Source organism: Bradyrhizobium pachyrhizi (assembly GCF_029714545.1).
Classification (GTDB): domain Bacteria; phylum Pseudomonadota; class Alphaproteobacteria; order Rhizobiales; family Xanthobacteraceae; genus Bradyrhizobium; species Bradyrhizobium pachyrhizi.
The window spans coordinates 3,368,654-3,387,123 of the sequence record NZ_CP121667.1 but is presented as its reverse complement, the minus strand read 5'-3'; the positions used below and the strand labels follow the sequence as shown (position 1 = coordinate 3,387,123).

The 18,470-nt window shown below is 64.2% G+C and carries 15 protein-coding genes; 3 read left to right on the top strand and 12 right to left on the bottom strand.

All coding sequences use genetic code 11. The annotated features are described in order from the left end of the window. Positions 1-44: 44 nt before the first annotated feature. Positions 45-1,436, bottom strand: a complete 1,392-nt coding sequence (gene hpnO, locus QA639_RS15520; RefSeq protein ID WP_050387129.1) for an aminobacteriohopanetriol synthase HpnO — start codon at positions 1,434-1,436, stop codon at positions 45-47. 102 nt (positions 1,437-1,538) lie between these two features. On the opposite strand from hpnO, the gene QA639_RS15515 reads away from it, so the two are divergent. Continuing rightward, a complete protein-coding gene (locus tag QA639_RS15515; protein WP_051375980.1) occupies positions 1,539-2,168 on the top strand; it encodes a DUF2147 domain-containing protein in 630 nt (209 codons plus the stop codon). Between the two features lie 87 nt (positions 2,169-2,255). On the opposite strand, the gene hpnN is transcribed toward QA639_RS15515, so the two are convergent. Next, positions 2,256-4,868 (bottom strand): hopanoid transporter HpnN, encoded by a 2,613-nt coding sequence (gene hpnN, locus QA639_RS15510; protein ID WP_028331710.1) that lies wholly within the window; start codon positions 4,866-4,868, stop codon positions 2,256-2,258. 450 nt (positions 4,869-5,318) lie between these two features. On the opposite strand from hpnN, the gene ispH reads away from it, so the two are divergent. After that, a complete protein-coding gene (gene ispH, locus QA639_RS15505; RefSeq protein ID WP_028331711.1) occupies positions 5,319-6,245 on the top strand; it encodes a 4-hydroxy-3-methylbut-2-enyl diphosphate reductase in 927 nt (308 codons plus the stop codon). A gap of 44 nt (positions 6,246-6,289) precedes the next feature. Beyond that, a complete protein-coding gene (hpnH, locus tag QA639_RS15500) occupies positions 6,290-7,450 on the top strand; it encodes an adenosyl-hopene transferase HpnH (RefSeq protein ID WP_028331712.1) in 1,161 nt (386 codons plus the stop codon). A 67-nt stretch (positions 7,451-7,517) separates the two neighbouring features. Here hpnH and QA639_RS15495 read toward each other — a convergent pair whose 3' ends face one another. The 10 genes from QA639_RS15495 to QA639_RS15450 all read right to left on the bottom strand — a co-directional run bounded on the left by QA639_RS15495 (position 7,518) and on the right by QA639_RS15450 (position 18,212). Further along, a complete protein-coding gene (locus tag QA639_RS15495) occupies positions 7,518-8,420 on the bottom strand; it encodes a Rossmann-like and DUF2520 domain-containing protein (protein ID WP_050387131.1) in 903 nt (300 codons plus the stop codon). Next, positions 8,417-9,259, bottom strand: coding sequence for a class II aldolase/adducin family protein (locus QA639_RS15490; protein ID WP_050387132.1), 843 nt, complete (start codon positions 9,257-9,259; stop codon positions 8,417-8,419). The genes QA639_RS15495 and QA639_RS15490 overlap by 4 nt, the downstream gene beginning before the upstream one ends. Before the next feature lie 11 nt (positions 9,260-9,270). Then, on the bottom strand, positions 9,271-10,959 hold the full coding sequence (locus QA639_RS15485; RefSeq protein ID WP_283090173.1) for an acyl-CoA dehydrogenase family protein: 1,689 nt from the start codon (positions 10,957-10,959) through the stop codon (positions 9,271-9,273). Continuing rightward, positions 10,956-11,600, bottom strand: a complete 645-nt coding sequence (locus QA639_RS15480; protein WP_283090172.1) for a TetR/AcrR family transcriptional regulator — start codon at positions 11,598-11,600, stop codon at positions 10,956-10,958. Before QA639_RS15480 ends, QA639_RS15485 begins: the two co-directional genes overlap by 4 nt. Positions 11,601-11,943: 343 nt before the next feature. Beyond that, on the bottom strand, positions 11,944-12,702 hold the full coding sequence (locus QA639_RS15475; RefSeq protein ID WP_428841162.1) for a phosphorylase: 759 nt from the start codon (positions 12,700-12,702) through the stop codon (positions 11,944-11,946). Further along, entirely contained in the window at positions 12,699-14,660 is a 1,962-nt protein-coding gene (gene shc / locus QA639_RS15470; RefSeq protein ID WP_283090170.1) for a squalene--hopene cyclase, read from the bottom strand. Before shc ends, QA639_RS15475 begins: the two co-directional genes overlap by 4 nt. Before the next feature lie 162 nt (positions 14,661-14,822). Continuing rightward, complete coding sequence (gene hpnE / locus QA639_RS15465; RefSeq protein ID WP_028331719.1) at positions 14,823-16,073, bottom strand: hydroxysqualene dehydroxylase HpnE; 1,251 nt, start codon at positions 16,071-16,073, stop codon at positions 14,823-14,825. After that, complete coding sequence (hpnD, locus tag QA639_RS15460) at positions 16,073-16,909, bottom strand: presqualene diphosphate synthase HpnD (protein ID WP_050387137.1); 837 nt, start codon at positions 16,907-16,909, stop codon at positions 16,073-16,075. Before hpnD ends, hpnE begins: the two co-directional genes overlap by 1 nt. Further along, positions 16,906-17,784, bottom strand: a complete 879-nt coding sequence (hpnC, locus tag QA639_RS15455; RefSeq protein WP_157348168.1) for a squalene synthase HpnC — start codon at positions 17,782-17,784, stop codon at positions 16,906-16,908. The genes hpnD and hpnC overlap by 4 nt, the downstream gene beginning before the upstream one ends. A 194-nt stretch (positions 17,785-17,978) precedes the next feature. Then, a complete protein-coding gene (locus QA639_RS15450) occupies positions 17,979-18,212 on the bottom strand; it encodes a hypothetical protein (RefSeq protein WP_028331722.1) in 234 nt (77 codons plus the stop codon). Positions 18,213-18,470: the final 258 nt, after the last annotated feature.

Here is an 18,470-nt window from a genome sequence, read left to right as displayed (position 1 = left end):
AACCCCGGATTTCGCTGCGCTCCATCCGGGCTACATCGTGAGGCCTACGCCGACTTGCGCACCGCGTTGTCGACCAGCGTCTTGCCGAGCGACCAGATCGCGCCGGGCACCTTGTGGCTGCCGGCGATCACGTCGTCGAACGACTTCTCGATCCAGGTGCAGTCCGCTTCGGTGATCATGAGCGGCGGCAGTAGCTTGATGGTGTGGAGGCCGTGGCCGGCGACCTGGGTCAGGATCTTGTGATCCTTGAACAGCGGCACCGTGATCAGCTGGCAGAACAGGCCCTTGTTGGCGGTCTCCAGCAGATTCCACGACGCCTTGAGCCGCAGCGATTTCGGCGGACCGAACTCGACGCCGATCATCAGGCCCTTGCCGCGCACTTCCTTCATCAGTTCATAGCCGGGCACCATCCGCGTCAGTGCGAGACGGAGCTCGGCGCCGCGCTTGGCGGCGTTCTCGACGAGCTTCTCGGCCTTGATGACGTCGAGCGTGGCGATACCGGCGGCCATCGCCAGATCATTCTTGGCGAAGGTCGAGCCGTGCACGACCGCGCGGTCCATCTGGTTGAAGATCTTGTCGAAGATGTTCTTGCGCGTCAGCAGCGCGCCGATCGGCACGTGACCGCCGGACAGCGCCTTCGCCAGCAGCACCATGTCGGGCTCGATGCCCCAATGCTCGATCGCGAGGAATTTCCCGGTGCGGCCGATGCCGGTCTGGATCTCGTCGGCGATGAACAGCGTGCCGTATTTACGGCACAGCGCCAGCGCGCCGGGCAGGAACTCGTCGGTGGGCATGTTGACGCCCTTGCCCTGGATCGGCTCGACGATGAACGCGCCGACCTGGCGCGACGACAGCGCCTTCTCCAGCGCCTCGAGATCGTTGAACGGAATCGGGGTGCAGCCCGGCAGCAGCGGCTCGAATCCGCCGCGGAAATTCGAATCGTCCGTCAGCGACAGCGCACCGTAGGACAGGCCGTGGAACGAATGCCCGCAATAGACGATACCGGGGCGGCCGGTCGCGCCGCGCGCGAACTTGATCGCGGCTTCGACGGTTTCGGCGCCGGAATTGGCGAAAAACACCTTGTCCAGATATGGAACATGTTCCAGAAGCCGTTCCGCGAGCACGCCGGCGAGCGTCGAGACATCGAGCTGCACGAGATTGGGCAGATCGGCGTCGAGCACGCTCTTCAGCGCCTGGCGCAGGGCCGGATGATTGCGGCCAATCGCAAAAACGCCAAATCCGCTCAATAGATCAAGGTAACGAGCCCCCTGACGATCGAAGAGGTATTGGCCTTGCCCCTTCTGGAAGCCGACGTCGTAGCCGATGGTCTTGAGAACGCGAACGAGCTGCTCGTTGAGGTGACGCGTGTGCATGGCACCGCGCTGCCCCTCGCGCTCCACAAAAATCTCGGAAACGTCTAAATTGGAACTTACCATTCGTCACATACGTCGGTTGATGGCCATCTCGTCAACTTAAAACGCTCGCTAGCGGCGTTTTGCCCCCCGCTCGGATCGTCCAGTTAAGCACAGGTTTGGACCATGTTGCACTGCCCAAGAACTTTCGCGCGTACAATAGCCTTTTCAGGTTTATTTTTGGCCACCGTATTATCACCGGCACTTGCAGCGGACCCGACCGGCGACTGGAAGGTCGCTGACGGTGTCGCCACCATCCGCGTCGCCCAGTGTAATGGCAACATGTGGGGTGCGGTGTCTTGGGAAAAAACCCCGGGCGGCAAGGATAAGAACAATCCTGATCCTGCGAAGCAGAGCAGGCCGACGCTCGGCATGCCGATCCTGATCGACATGAAGAAGAAGGCCGGCGCCGATGCGTGGGAAGGTCAGGTCTACAACGCCAAGGACGGCCAGCTCTACAGCTCGACCATCAAGCCCGTCGGCACCGATCAGCTCGAGATCCAGGGCTGCGTGCTCGGCTTCCTGTGCGGCGGCGAGACCTGGACCCGCGTCGGTCCGCCGATCCCGGTGAGCGCCGCCGGCAATCCGGCGACGAAGGGCACCCAGCCCAAGTCGACAGCACCGCAGAAAACCACCGGTGCCGTGGCGCCGGCCACCAAGCCGGCTCAAAAGCAGGTTCCGGGCAACGCCAATGCGCAGGCCGACGCCGTGGGCGATATCTGCCTGCTCCCGGACATCGCGCGACCGACGCATTAGCGGAAGTCGGCGGGGAACACCGTCCGCTGACATCGCGGCTCGGCGGCGCATGCCGCCAAGCCGGTTCGAAAGCGAATCGCCAGCGCGTCAGGTGACGTCGTTGGCGATATCCTCCTCCTTGACCTCGCGCGGCTTGCCCATCAGCGCCGGCTGGAACAGCAACACCGCCGCGAGCGTGGTGACGAGCGAGAGCGCCAGCAGCTTGCCCATGCTGGCGGTGCCGGGATGGCTCGACAGCCACAGGCTGCCGAACGCGGTCGCCGTGGTCAGCGCGCTGAAAAAGATCGCGCGTGTCAGGCTCGACTGCAACAGATTCGTCCTGCCCTGCCGCCACGCCGTGACATAGTAGATCTTAAACGCCACGCCGACGCCGAGCAGCAGCGGCAGCGCGACGATATTGGCGAAGTTGAGCGGCAGCCCGATCAAGACGCAGATCTCCAGCGTGACGATGCCAGCGACCAGCAGCGGCACCAGCGTCATCAGCACGTCGACGACGCGGCGCAGCGTGAGCCACAGCAGCAGGCCGATCGTGACCAGCGCCAGGATGCCGGCGTGGATGAACGCCTTCACGATGACGTCGCCCGACTTCAGGATCGAGACCGGCCCGCCGATCGCGGTCGGCTCGGCGGCGAGCACGGCGTCGGCAAAGCGGCGCAGATTGTCGTTGTCGTTCGGATCGCCCTTCGGCTCCACCTCGACACGCATCAGGCCGTCCTTGGTCTTCCAGCTGTTGACGAGTTCCGGCGGCAGATTCTGCAGCGTGACGGTCTGGGCCTGCAGCGTATTGCGGAGCTGATCGAACACGATCTTCATCGGCGCGACGAAGACGTCCTGCGCCTTGTCGCGGGTCGCCTGGTTCGAATCGGCAAGCTTCTGCAGGGCGTCGGCGAGCCGGCGCGCGGCCACCGCGCCCGGCCCCTTGCCGTCGCCCGCGGTTTTGCGCAGGCTGTCGACCGAACTCTTCAGCGACTCGACATTCTCCTGATCCGACGGGGCCGGATCGACCGAATCCGGGTTGAGCGCGGGGCCGAGCGTCTTGGCCGCCTGCGCGATCAGCTTCAGCTTGGCCGGCTGGTCGTCGGGCACGAAGCTGTCGAGCGACATCACGCGCGACACTTCCGGCAGCTTCTCGAGCTTGGCCTCGATCTTCTTGGCGTCGGCTTCCGAGCGCGTCATCACGTTGATGGCGTTGGCGCCGGTGTTCGGATCCTTCCTCAGGTCGAGGAAGGTCGCGATCGATTCCACTTTGGAATTGCGCAGATTGATCGGGTTGAAGTCGAACTTCATGTAATGGAGCAGCGGCAGGCCCGCGACCGTGACCAGCAGCGTGCCGACGATGATCGGAACGCGATGCTTCTCCAGGAACAGATCGAGCGGCGCCAGGAAGGCGTAGCCGACCGGCTCCTTCTCGCCGGGCGGGTTGAGCAGATCGAGCAGCGCCGGCAGCACCGTGATGCTGGTGACGAACGCCACCAGCATGCCGGCGCCGGCGATTTTGCCGAGCTCCGAGATGCCCTTGTAGTCGGTCGGCAGGAAGCAGAGGAACCCGGCGGCGGTCGCCATCGCGGCGAGCGACAGCGGCACCGCGGAGCGGCGCGCCGCGTTTTCCAGCGCCAGCGTCAGATTGTCGTTCTTGAACCGCTCGGAGCGGTAGCGAACGCTGAACTGGATACCGAAGTCGACCCCGAGGCCGATGAACAGCACGGCGAAGGCGATCGAGAGCAGGTTCAGCGAGCCGACCATCATCAGGCCGACCGCCGTGGTGATGGCAAGCCCGATGAACAGGTTCACGAACACGGCGAAGATGATCTTGCCGGAATGCAGCGCCATCCAGAGGATGACCAGCACGATCACAACGGTGCCGATGCCGTTGGTGATCGCGCCGTCCTGCACGGTGGCGTATTCCTCGTTGGCGATCGGCACCGGTCCGGTCAGGCGAACGCGCGCGTGATATTCGGTCGGGAATTTCAGATCGGCCGCGGCCTGGCGGATCGCATCGGTCGCGGCCTTGCCCGGCTCCAGCGCCGAATAGTCGATGATCGGCTTGATCTCGATGAAGGCACGCTTGTCCGAATCGGTCAGCGGCTTGTCGCTGGTGAGCTCGCGCCACGAGAAGGTCGCGTTGCCCTTGGCGAGGACGGTCTCGACCGTCTCGGAGATCAGGTTGAAGGGCGGCGCGGCATTGTCGAGCTTGACCTGCCCGCGCTTGACGCCGGCAAGGCCTGTCTCGAGCGCGCCGGTCAGGCCGCGTATCGAGGGATCGCCGGCCATGATCTCGATCAACGGTGCGGCCGATTCGAGCTGGCCCGCGACCTTGCCGACTTCTTCGGTCGGCAGGAACAAGAGGCCGTTCTTCTCGAAGAATTCGCCGGAGCCGAGCGCGGTGATCGCCTCGAAGTTCTTCTTGTCGGCCTGCAGCTTCGCGGTGAGTGCCTTCGCGGCCGAGCTGGTCAGCTCCGGCGTCGCAGCCTCGACCACCGCCAGGATCAACCGCTCGCGATCAAACGCTTCCTCGAACTGGTTGTCGCGCTTGCGCCAATCGAGATCCGGCGAGATCAGCTTGTTGATGTCGGTGTTGATCGAGAAGTTGCGGGCCGTGTAGAAGCCGGCGCCGATCGACAACAGGACAGAGATGATCACGACCGGAAGGGCAAAACGCGTACAGGTTCTAACAACGGAGACGACAATATTTGTCAGCACTTCGTTTCTTTCTAATCTCGGGGAAGCATGGCCGAAAACGCCCGCTCTGTAGCGGAGTTCCCGGGACCGATCTAATGTTGTTTTGGTTGTCTTCCTCGACGGGACGGCGAGGAGGTTCCAAACCACAGGAACGGCCACGAATGGCCGGTATAAACCGCATCAGTGGGCGATAAAGTGACGAACAAGTGAGGGAGACGGACGGTCGCAGGCGTCGAAACCCACACCATATTACCTCTACTGCCCCTCGTCCGTGACCACGCCCCCATCGAACCGCTACCTTTTTGCCACAAATCGCTGTATTTCCATGCGCTTGGGGCGCAGATCCCGTCCAGGAACTGTGATGGCTCGGACATTGCAACTGACGTTGCGACGTCCGACCTGTGGAGTGCGTTGCCGAAAAGGCCGCAGGGCATTGAACGAGATTGGTGTAATTTGCGTAACGGACGTCCGATGGAAGTGTTTCTTGCTCAGCCGCGCGGCTTTTGCGCGGGCGTTGTGCGCGCGATCGAGATCGTCGAACGCGCGCTCGAGAAGTATGGGCCCCCGGTCTATGTCCGCCACGAGATCGTGCATAACAAACACGTCGTCGAGAGCCTGAAGAAGAAGGGCGCGATCTTCGTCGAAGACCTCTCGGAAGTGCCGGCCAAGGCGGTGACCGTCTTCAGTGCCCATGGCGTTGCCAGGAGCGTCGAGGAGGAGGCGGAAGCCCGCGACCTGCCGGTGCTCAATGCCACCTGCCCGCTCGTCACCAAGGTCCACAACCAAGGCAAGCGCTATATCTCGAAGGGCCGCACCCTGATCCTGATCGGGCACGCCGGCCATCCCGAGGTCGAGGGAACCATGGGCCAGGTTCCGGGGCCGGTTCTGCTGGTCCAGAGCGTCCAGGATGTGGCGGAACTGAGGCTGCCGAGCGATGCGCCGGTCGCCTACATCACCCAGACCACCCTGTCCGTGGACGACACCAGGGACATTATCGCGGCTCTTCAGTCAAAATTTACAGATATTCAAGGCCCGGATATCAGGGATATCTGCTATGCGACACAGAACCGCCAATCTGCGGTAAGGGACCTGAGCAAACTGGTTGACGTCATTTTGGTGGTGGGGGCCGCCAACAGTTCCAACTCGAACAGACTTCGTGAAATCGGCACCGAGGTCGGCGTCGCGAGTTACCTCATTGCCGATGGGAGCGAACTCAATCCGGATTGGCTCAAGGATGCGAAGGCCGTCGGCATTACCGCGGGCGCTTCTGCGCCCGAAGTTTTGGTCGACGATGTGATCGAGGCTCTGCGGCGGATCGGACCGGTATCGGTCTCGGTCGTTCCGGGCCGAGAAGAGAATATCGAATTCCGGCTGCCAGCCGAACTGACCGCGGGCTGATCTGAACCCACATCCCTTTGATAAGTGCAGAAAGAAATCGTCTAATGGCTATACCGTTCTTCAAGGAAATGCGTATCGGCGGTTATCTGATCAAGCAGAAACTGCTTGGCCGCAAACGCTATCCGCTCGTGCTGATGCTGGAACCCTTGTTTCGTTGCAACCTCGCCTGCGTCGGCTGCGGCAAGATCGACTATCCCGATGCGATCCTCAATCGCCGCATGACGGCGCAGGAATGCTGGGATGCCGCCGATGAGTGCGGCGCGCCGATGGTGGCGATCCCCGGCGGCGAGCCGCTGATCCACAAGGAGATCGGCGAGATCGTGCGCGGCCTCGTGGCGCGTAAGAAGTTCGTCTCGCTGTGCACCAATGCGCTGCTGCTCGAGAAGAAGCTCGACCTGTTCGAGCCGTCGCCCTATTTGTTCTTCTCGGTGCATCTCGACGGCCTGAAGGATCATCACGACAAGGCGGTGTCGCAGAAGGGCGTGTTCGATCGCGCCGTCTCGGCGATCAAGGCGGCGAAGGCGCGCGGCTTCACGGTCAACGTCAATGCCACCATCTTCGACGGTCACCCGGCCGAGGAGATCGCCAAGTTCCTCGATTTCACCACCGAGCTCGGCGTCGGCGTCTCGATGTCGCCGGGCTACGCCTATGAGCGTGCGCCCGACCAGGAGCACTTCCTCAACCGCACCAAGACCAAGAAGCTGTTCCGCGACGTCTTTGCGCTCGGCAAGGGCAAGAAGTGGAATTTCATGCATTCCGGCCTATTCCTCGACTTCCTCGCCGGCAACCAGGAATACGAGTGCACGCCCTGGGGCATGCCGGCGCGCAACATCTTCGGCTGGCAGAAGCCCTGCTATCTGCTCGGTGAAGGCTACGCCAAGACCTTCAAGGAGCTGATGGACACCACCGACTGGGACACCTACGGCACCGGCAAGTACGAGAAGTGCGCCGACTGTATGGCCCATTGCGGCTACGAGCCGACCGCGGCGACCGCTGCGATCAACAATCCGCTCAAGGCGATGTGGGTCGCGCTGCGTGGCATCAGGACATCAGGCCCGATGGCGCCCGAGATCGACATGTCGAAGCAGCGTCCGGCGCAGTACATCTTCGCCGAGCAGGTGCAGAAGAAGCTCTCGGAGATCCGCCGCGACGAGGCAGCGGCCGCCGCCGCCAAGCAGCAAGCGAAGGCCTCGACCGCCGCCTGAAGCTCGATGTGAGCGAAAGCAGAAACATGAAAGCCCCGGTTCAGCGAACCGGGGCTTTTTTCCTGGATCAGGATGCCGCCTGCTTTTCCAATCTCGTGCGCAGAAGCAATTTCTCGATCTCGGCGGCGCGCGGTGCGCTGAGTGTGCCACGCTCGATCCCGAGCGGGACATTGCGCAGGGCGAGCTCGCGATACAGCGCGCCGGAGGGAGGAAAGCGCTCATCCAGCGCCCGGAGGTGCTTGAGGATCGTTCCGACGTCGCCGCGCGCCACGCAGCCGCCCATGCCGTTGGCGAGGCCACCGTCGAGAACAGCCGCGACAGTCCCGCGCAGCAGCGGCATCATCGCGCGCAACGCGTCGGCCTCGCTGGCGCCGAAGCTCTTCCAGAGCTCGACGCCTTCCTTGAGCAGCGCGATCAGGAACGGACCGACGTAATATGCCGACGCATGATAGAGCGCCCGCGCACCGGCCGGCAGCGCCAGCGGTTCACACCCGATGCGGGTCGCAAGCAATTCCAGGTCGCGCCTGAAGTCGCCCTCTGCCTCGATGCCGACGGTGCATCCGCGCAACCCCTCGAGCGCGACGTCGGGATTGGCGAACATCTGCATTGGATGAAATCCGCCGGTCGCGGCGCCTGCGGATTTGGCCTGAGCGAGCGCGGCCAGTTCAGTCGCGCCGCTGCAATGAACCACGCGGTGACGCGGCTCCCAGCACAAGTCGTGGCAGACCGGCAGGATCGCGTCATCGCTCACGGTGAGGAAAACCATGTCGCAGCTGTCGACGACCTGCTGCGCGTCCGTCATCGGCCTTGCCGACGGGATGCGGGATCCGAGCCGCTGCGCGGCATCGGCACCGCGGTTGTAGAACGCCGCGACATTCAGCCCCGCGCGGGCGAACGCCGGCGCGAGCGTTTGCGCCACGCGGCCGGCGCCGATGAAGCCGATCCGCAACGCCGCGAACGCCGTGCTCATTGCGCGTAGCTTCCGTCGATGCGGTCGAGCCTGCGCCGCAGCGCCGGCCATTCCAGCAGACCGTACCCGGCCTGCAGATTTTGCGCCGCTTCATTCAGCACCGGATTGGTGTCGCGCTCATTGTCCAGTGTGATCTCGGTGCCGGCAAAGCAGGTCACCGTGTTGCCGATCGCCATCTCGGTCGGCACATGCAGCGGCTGGCCGCAGCCGAGCGCGTCGACCTGGATCCGGCAGGCCTGCTCCAGCCAGTAGATCGCATTGAACGCCTGCGGAATTGTGTTGCCGCAAACCAGCAGGCCATGATTGCGCAACACCAGCACGTTGTTGCGGCCGAGATCCGCGACGACCCGGTCGCATTCGTCCCGATCGATCGCCGGCCCCTCGAAATCGTGATAGCCGATCCGACCGTGAAACCGCATCGCCGTCTGCGACAGCGGCAGCAGCCCCTCGGCAAGCGTGCTGACGGCGGTGCCTGCCCTGGTGTGGGTATGCAGGACGCACTTCACGTCAGGTCGCGCGCGATGGATCGGGGCGTGCAGATAGAAGCCGGCCACGTTGACGTTGTAGCCATGGTCGGGCTGCAGCAGGGCGCGGCCCTCGATGTCGATCTTGACAAGGCTCGACGCGGTGATTTCCTCGTACAGCATGCCATAGGGATTGATCAGATACTGATCGTGATGGCCCGGGACCTGTGCACTGATGTGGTTGTAGATCAGGTCGGTCATTCCGTAGAGCGCCACCAAGCGGTAGCACGCCGCAAGATCGACGCGGGTTGCCCACTCCTGTTCTCCCACGACGGCCCGGATATCGTTGACGGCACAAACTTCGATCTGACGCATAACTTGGCCCCTCAGTGACGGATGACGGAGGCGCGCTCGACGATACGGCTGAGGTCTTCCGACGATGGAAGCCCGCCGAATACCTGTATCCCGTCCGCGCCAAGCCTGGATCTCACGAACAGATCGGCGGCAGCGGCGTCGCCATGCCTCAGCATCTCGGCGGCCTGCAGCGCATGTGCCATGCGGGTGACGAGCGCTCTCGCGTGCCCGTCGTCCGGATATCGTGCACGCAAGCGATCGGCGAGATCGTCCGTGCTTCGGTCATAGACCGGATTGAGGCCCCTGCTCGCACGCAACTCGTCAACGAATGCGTCCCGGCAATTCGCATCGCGTTGCATGGCGCGCAAAACGTCCATGCACATCATGTTCGAGGTGCCTTCCCAGATCGAGTTCAATGGCGCCTCGCGATAGAGCCGGGCCATCGGATTCTCCATGATGAAGCCGTTGCCGCCATGCACCTGCAGGCATTCATAGGTGAAGGCCGGCGCGCGCTGGCAGTTCCAGAACTTCATCACAGGTGTCGCGACCCGCGCCAGCAATCGCTCGTGTTCGCTTGTCTGCAGGCCGTCGGTTGCACGCGCGACCCGAAACGCGCCGAGCATCGCCGCCTCGCTCTCGAGCGCGAGCTCGGCGAGCACGTTGCGCTGCATCGGAAGCTCGGACATCGGCTTGCCGAACGCGGTTCGGGTTTGCGCGTGGTTGAGGGCGAGGCTCAGCGCCTGGCGCATCAACCCGGCGGAGCCGACCGCGAAATCGAGCCGCGTCAGATGGGCATGCGAAAGGATTTCCGAGATGCCACGGCCCTCTTCGCCAACCAGGATCGACCACGTATCGTGGTACTCGATCTCGCTCGATGCGTTTGAGCGGTTGCCGCACTTGTCCTTCAGGCGCTGTATGTAGATACGGTTGGCGCTGCCGTCCGGCAGCAGGCGCGGCACGAACAGGCAACTGACGCCGGACTGGGTGCGCGCCAGCGTGTAGAATCCGTCGGCCACCGGCACCGAGAAGAACCATTTGTGGCCGGTGATCGCATAGATCTCGCCATGCGCGCCGCGCTCGACGAAGCGTGCGGTGGTCTGGGTCTCACGCAGATCGGAGCCGCCCTGCTTTTCGGTCATGGCGTAACCGATGACCGCGGCGCGCTTGGCCTCGATCGGAAGCCGCCGCGGATCGTAGTCCGCCGCCAGCGTTCGCTCCCGCCACAGGTTGAATTGCGGCTTGCCTGAGAACCCGGCGATCGCGGCGTACGCCATCCCGGTGGGGCAGCCGACGCCGTTCTCGATCTGATTCCAGAGATAGCTCAGAGCCGCACGCGCCAGATGGCCGTGTGGTTCGCGCGTCGACCAGGCGAGGCTGTGCACCTCGCTCCGGAACGCCAGCGCCATCAATTGATGCCAGGCCGGATGAAATTCGACCCAATCATTGCGGTTGCCATACCGGTCATGGGTCAGGAGCTTCGGTTCGTGCTCGTTGGCCAGCCGTGCCGCCTCCTGCACGGATTCGCTGCCGGCATGGGCGCCGAGCGCTGAGAGCTTGTCTTTTGCCCACGGCGCGATCGTTGCGATCAGGCCACTCAACGCGCGGTCGTCATCGAACGCATTGAAGCCGAGCGCCGGCCGCGCCTGATTGCGCACGTCATGGGTCGCAAACCGAGCGGCTTTCGCTTCGGCGACGGCAACCGGCTGGACGCGCGCGTTCATGCGGAGACTCGCGATACAGGGGTGAGTTCAGGCGTCGCGTGGCGAAACAGCATGCGCGCGGAAAGGCCCGCGATCGATTGTGCGATCGCCTTCGCCGCGTCGGAATCAGGAGCCGCTTCGGGCGCAAGGGGACCAACCAGCGCCTCCATGAAGGCGCCGGTCACGCAGGATGCCGCGACGTTCGCGTCGATCTCGACGAACTCGCCGCCGGCGATGCCGCGCCGGACCAGCCTTGCGATCTGATCGGCAAGGGCCGCCCGGTATTTCAGGCGCGCCGCGTCGATCTCGGGTTCACAGGGCTCGGCGATCAACGCGTAGGCCAGGCGGCGGCCGCGCATCGCCCGGACCGAGAAGGTGTAGATCGCATCCACCAGACATTGGGACGCCGAGCCTTCCGCCTCGACGATCGCGGCGACCACGGCCACCTCGCGCTCGGACACCAGGGCGAGCACCTCCGCATACAGGTCCGCCTTGGAGTCGAAGTAGCGATACACGCTGCCGGTGGCCACACCGGCCCGTGAGGCGATCAGGGCGATCTGGGCGTCCTTCCAGCCACTCAGCGCCACGGCCTCCCTGGCGGCATCGAGAATGCGCGCCTTGGTCTCGACGAGCTGATTAAGGCGAACCGTCGCGATTGCCATAGTGAACCTTAATTCATGAATATAGGATCATGATTCATCTTCGGACGAATAGGCGTAGCTGTCAAGTATCGACCAGGCGCCCTGCGGCCGTAGGGCCGTTCCCGGGGCGCCGGCGCGCTGCTGGCGTAGAGGCTGGAGGCGCGACCCACGGACGCGAGGAACAGCGATACGGGGGTCTCACCGCACAGCCGACGCGCAAGTCCCCGCTGACCGCGCGGAACCGGAACAGCGTGGCATCAGACGAAACCTTCAGGCACCAAAGCAAAAGGCCCGATCGCGATGCGACCGGGCCTTTGTTTTGAGCTTGATACGCCGAGAAACCCATTCCCGGGCCGGCGGAGGATCAGGCCGCCTTCGCCGTGATCAGAACGTCTTCCACCGGCATCAGCACGTCGTTGCCGAGCAGGAAGCCGCGGCAGCTGCGCAGCGAGCGCAGCGCGCGGTTGAAGTCGATTCCGGTCGACACCAGCGCGCGCAGCGTCCGTGGATTGCGCGCGATGCCGCGCAGCACCTTGCGCAGGTCGATGTCGCCGTTCGGCTTCACCGCGGATTTCGCAAGTTCCGGTAGCGCCCGGTGCGCGGGATCGCTGATTACGCGTAGCGCGGCAAACGGAATGCCGGCCTTGGCAGCATAGGCCGCCGCGATATGGCTCTCCATGTCGACTGCGGCTGCGCCCGTCATCGAGCGCAGAGCGGCCTTGCAGGCCTTCGCCGCGATCACCTCTTCCACGCCGGCTAGACTGCCGCGGACGATCCTGCGGCGCTTCAGCGCGGCGCTGGCGATCATCTCTTCGTTCAGCGCGGATGCGGCCAGGAAGCGGGTATCGCCCGACATCACCTCAGTCGCGACCACGACGTCGCCCGACTTGAGCGACGGATCGAGTCCACCGGCCACGCCGAACGAAATCACGCCACGGAAGGTGGTCGGATCCAGCGTCGCCAGCAATTCACGCAGCTGCTGCGGATCGCTCGAACTGCAGATTACGATCATGCCGGGGCCTGCCGCGATGCGGGCCTCCTGCATCAATCCAGTCACAATCAATACCGGCCGAGGATCAATTCTACTGCCCACGGTCTCGGCGGCCCCCGCCTCAACAATCACATCCCGACCCCTACCACCCTGCTATTGGTGCTTCTCAAATTTCGATACCGCGCCAGCGCCCAGAGCGGAAAGAACTTCGAGTAGCCATGATATCGCAAGTAAAATACCCGCGGAAACCCCGTAGCTGTGTATCGCTGCTCGTCCCACAGCCCTTTTTCCGTCTGTGTTGCCTTTAGGTACTCCACCCCCCGCGCAACAGCGGGATTTTCGACCTCTCCGGCCGCCATCAATCCAAGCAAAGCCCATGCCGTTTGCGAAGAGGTCGACGGCGCAACTTCATAACCCTTGTAATCCAGCCGGTAACTGACGGCGTCCTCGCCCCAGCCGCCGTCCTGATTCTGGACTGACGCCAGCCAGTCGACCGCCTTCCGAATCATCGGGTCGTTGCGATCGACCCCTGCGACATTTAGCGCCGAGAGCACCGACCAGGTGCCGTAGATGTAGTTCAGACCCCAGCGGCCGTACCAGGGGCCCTCGGCAAGCTGGGTACGGCGCAGATAGGCGACGCCGTCGGCCATCGTCTTGCTGCTTTCGACGGTCTCACCGAGCTGGCCCAGCATCGAGATGCAGCGCGCGGTGACATCCTCGGTCGGCGGATCCAGCAATGCGCCGTGATCGGAGAACGGGATGTTGTTGAGGTAATATTCGAGGTTGTTGACGTCGAACGCGGCCCAGCCACCGTCGCGGCTCTGCAACCCCTCGATCCACTCGCGGCCGCGCGCGATGGCCTCGTCATATTCCCTGGTTCCGGTATGACGCCGCACGCGATCCATCGCCATCACGACCACCGCGGTGTCGTCGAGATCGGGATAGTGGTCGTTGTTGTACTGGAACGCCCAGCCGCCCGGGCGGACGTTCGGCGCCTTGACCGCCCAATCCCCCTTGAGCTCCAGCACCTGGCGCGGCTTCAGCCAGTCGAGGCCCTGCCTGGCCTTGGCAAGGGTAGCGTCGCCGCCCGCTTCCTGCAGCGCATGACAGGCCAGCGCGGTGTCCCACACCGGCGAGACGCAGGGCTGGCAATAAGCCTCGTGTTCACCGATCACGAGCAGCTTGTCGATGCCGCGGCGGGTGATGGCGCGCGGCGGGAAATTCTCGTCCTTGCCGAGCGCCTCGTACATCATGACGATGTTGGCCATCGGCGGATAAATCGCGCCCATGCCGTCTTCGCCGTTCAGCCGCTCTTCGGTGAAGGCGAGCGCGGCATCGATCGCGCGTTGGCGCAGGCTCTTCGGAAACATCGGCTCGATCACCCGCAGCACGGCGTCGAGCGAGCGGAACAGATAGAACCAGCTCGCGCTCTGATGCGGCGCCTTCGGCGCCATGCGGACTGATTTCGGATCCTCCAGGAACAGCTCGTCGATGCCGACGCCCTTCGGATTCTTCGCACGCGGCTTCAGCGCGGCAAGCACCATCAGCGGCACCATGGTGGTGCGTGCCCAGTAGGAGATCTTGTTGATGTGGAACGGCGACCACATCGGCAGCAGCATGATCTCGATCGGCAGCACCGGCGTCGCGCGCCAGGTCACGACGCCATAGAGCGCAAGCAGGAAGCGCGTGAACACGTTGCTGCCCGAAGCACCGCCGCGCGAACGGATCGCCTCGCGCGCCCGCACCATGTGCGGCGCGTCGACGGAATCGCCGATCATCTTCAGCGCGAAGTAGGACTTCACGCTGGCGCTCATATCGAACGGGCCGTCATGCACCAGCGGCCAGCCGCCATGCGCGCCCTGGACGCGACGCAGATAGTTACCGAGCTTGGCCTCCAGCCCGGCATCGATCGGCTCGGCCAGATAGTGGCGCAGCAGGATGTACTCGGCCGGAATGGTGCTGTCGGCCTCGAGCTCGAACACCCAATGTCCGTCGGACTGGCGATAGCCGAGCAGCGCTTCGGTTGCCTTGGAGATGCTCATCTCCAGCGCGACCGGGTCGACTGCAACGCTGTGATCTCTCGCAAGCATTTCGCTCGATATCCTCTTCATCGCGGGCAGGCTGATCGAAAGCCGCGGCCGCTCCAGAGCTGATCCGATTGCACCGGATCAGCTCTTGTCCTTTTGTTCAGTCGCGTTTGCTTCACGCGAACCGGTAGCCACTTCGCTCGAAAACGCGCCAACAGGTCGAATCTAACGTCTGGCCAGAACCAGATCTGCGGCGCGATCACCGGATCGCACCGATCCCTCGATGGTTGCCGGCAACCCGGTAGCAGTCCAGTCTCCGGCAAGGAACAGGTTTTTTTGCGCCGTCGCGGGCCCCGGACGCAGGGCATTCTGTTCCGGCGTCGCCTCAAATGTGGCACGGCGCTCGCGCACGATCTGCCAGGGCGGCAGGTCGCCGGAAACCCCCAAGGCCTCGCAGATGTCCTGCCAGATCGCCAGCGCGAGCTCCTCGCGCGGCATGTCGACCAGGCGGTCGCCGTTGCTGATCGTCACCGACAGCCGTTGCGGGAACGCGAACAGCCACTCCACGAGGCCGCCGACCACGCCGAGAATGGGCGCGGCGTCGCGCGGCGGATCAACGCGGAAATGCGCGTTCACGATGGCGCGGAATTTGGTCGGAGTTTTCAGGCCGGGCAGCAGCGCGGCCGCAGCGCGCGGCGGCACCGCAAGCACGACGGCGTCGTCGGCTCCCAGCGCGACCTTGTCGCCATTACCAAAATCAAGCTCAGTGATGCGGCCACCCGACATGCCGAGCGCACGCAATTCGTGACTGAACCGGACGCTGTGGCCGCCCTCCTGCAGCAGCTTCACGGCCGGCTCGATCAGAACCGAGCTCAAGCCGTCGCGCGCGATCAACGGACGGCAGGCCTGCCCGCCCGCAAGCAGCGTCTCGCGCACGATGGCGCCGGCGAGCCCGGCCGAGCCCTCCGGGGGATCGACATTCAGCGCAGCGAGCAGCAGCGGCTGCACCAGGCGGTCATACAGCGTGCCCTTGCAGGGAATGGTGTTGCCGACCAGCGCGCCGGTGCCGGCCCAGGCCAGCGGCGCTAAGGCAAGATAGTCGCGCAGGCTGGTGTCCGGGACGCGGCGCGTCTCGTCGAACACCCACAGCGGCAGGCGGGAATCGCCGAGGTCGAGCTGCCAGCGCCGGCCGCTGGCAAGATCGACGAACGGAAACTGCGCGCGCGCGGGCCCGACGAGGCCGGCCTCGGTGCCGATCGCGCGCGCATAGCTCAGCGCATGGCGGTTGCCCGACAGCAACAGATGGTTGCCATTGTCGATGGTGAGATTGGTGGCCGCGTCGAAATAGGAGCGGCAGCGGCCTCCGGCCTGCTGCGTCGCCTCATGGACAAACACCCTATAGCCGCCATTGGCGAGGCGCACGGCCGCGGAGAGGCCGGAAATGCCGGCACCGATGATATGAACGGTCTTTTGCATCAGATGATCGCGTAACGAAGAAGGATGCCGATCTTGGCGGCCTTGGACACACGTACCGGCGCGCGCGGGGCGGTGAAGCCGCGCGCGATCAGGAGATCAAGAATCGCGCGGTAGTATTTCGACATGATCCGCGGCGCGCGCACGGCGCGGCGCGAATTGCGCTTCATGATCTCGTCGGATTTCTGGAAATGCATCTTGGCTCGCTCGGCCAGCGGCGCGCACACTTTCGGCAGCGCGCGGTCGGCGGTGACGCGGGCCGGATCGTTATTGGTGATGCCGGCGTGCCAGAGCCATTCGCGCGGCAGATAGAGCCGGCCGAGGCCGGCATCCTCGTCGATGTCGCGCAGGATGTTGGTGAGCTGCAGCGCGCGGCCGAGGTGATAGGCGAGCTGGATGCCGTCGTCCTCGGGCAGGCCGAACACGCGCACCGACAGCCGACCGACCGCGCTCGCGACGCGATCGCAATACAAATCGAGCGTCGCGAGATCCGGCGCGCGGATGTCCTGCGGCACGTCCATCTCCATGCCGTCGACGATCGCGACAAAATCCTCGCGCTTCAGGCCGAAGGTCTTCACCGAGGCGACATAGTCCTTCAGCCGCTCCGGCGGATGCCCCGCATAGAGCGCGTCGATATCGTCGCGCCACTGCTGCAGCGCGGCCAGCCGCTGCGGCCGCGGGCCGTCGGAATCGGCAATGTCGTCGACCTGCCGGCAGAAGCTGTAGATCTGGAACATCGCCTCGCGCTGCGCGCGCGGCAGAATGCGCATCGCGGCGTAGAACGAGCTGCCCGACGCGGTGCTTCCGTAATTTGCGTTGGCCGCCGCCTCAACGCTCATGCGCCAGCCGCCGATTTGGAGACCGCACGCCGTCCGGTCGCACGCCGCGCCGTCTCGCCGGCGACGCCGCCAAGGCTCTGCAGCAGCAGTTCGAGCGGGCTCAGATGCACGCGCTCGCTGAGCGGATCGCGCACCTTCAGCATGTTGACGATCTTGTCGGCGAATGCCTGGATCACGGAGATTTCGAGCCCCAGCCTGAAATCCTTCACCTCGGCGGCGAGCGACTTGCTCTGGTCGAGCAGCGCCTCGGTGCGCACGGCGAGCGCCTGCAGGCATTTGAGCAGGGCCGGCTGCGACTTCGTCTCGCCGAGCATCTCGACGGTCGCGCCCGCGGCGGCCAGGGCATCGCGCGGCAAATAGACACGATTCAGGTTGCGGTAGTCCTTGCCGCAGTCCTGCAGATGGTTGTTGATCTGCAGCCCGGCGCAGAGCGCGTCCGATGCCGCCCAGGTAGAGGTATCCTCGCCGTGCACGTCGAGCATGAACCGCCCGACCGGCATCGCCGAGTACCGGCAATAATCGATCACGTCGTCCCAGTTCTCGTAACGCAGCTTGGTGACGTCGAGGCGGAACGCCACCAGCACGTCGAGCGCGTGCCGCGGCGGCATGCCGCGCTCGGCGAAGGCGCGGCGCAGATTGACCGCTTCCTTCTGGGTGTCGCCATTGCCAAGCAGTTCGGCCTCCATGAGGTCGAGGTAGCGCAGCTTCTCCGCAGGCTGCAGCGTGGCGTGATCGGCGATATCGTCGGCGGTGCGGACGAAATTATAGAAGGCCAGGATCAGGGCACGATGCCGCGGATGAATGATCCACGACGCGACCGGGAAATTCTCGTCGCGGTGGGTCTTTCCGGATCGCAGGTCGCTCGCGGTGGTCATGGGAAATTTGGGCTACACTGGTCATGGCACGACGCAGGCGCGAAAGGTCAGCGCATGCGGGGGATTTGCGAGCCCCATATAGGGGAATACGCCACCAAAACCAATGCTGTCCGTGACCGCCAGCATACGAAGCCCGTGGCCGGCACACCTGCCGAGCACGGGCCTTGCGGCGATCCATGGGGCCCGAACCGGCCTTACTGGCCGTGGGTCTTCAGCACCTGGTCGCAGGCGGCGCTGATCTTGCTGCGGTTCTGCTGCAGGCAGGCGAGAATGGTGAAATCGCCCTGATCGATCACGGCGCGGCAGTGACGCTGCACGTCGCGCGTGCAGGCCTTCTGCTCATCGGGTGTCCCGCGCGTCTGCTGGGCGAAGGCGCTGGACGAGAGCGGGATCGACAACAGGGCAAGAGCCAAGAGAAATTTACGCATCGTATTCCTTCATTTCCGACAGCAGAAAATCTGTTCCCGAAAAGCGCTTCGGCACGGCCGGGACGGATTTTGGGGATTGCAGACGCCACGTAACGCGGCAATGGATTGACGACAAGCACCGCTAAATGCGGCTAAATTTGCGGCGCTGTAAACCCCTACATAAGTAATTGATTCGCAATGGCGATTCGTGCCATCACTTTGTCGCGTTCGGCTATTGCGGATAGTACTTGCGCAAAGCTACATGCCGTCACGAAGCGA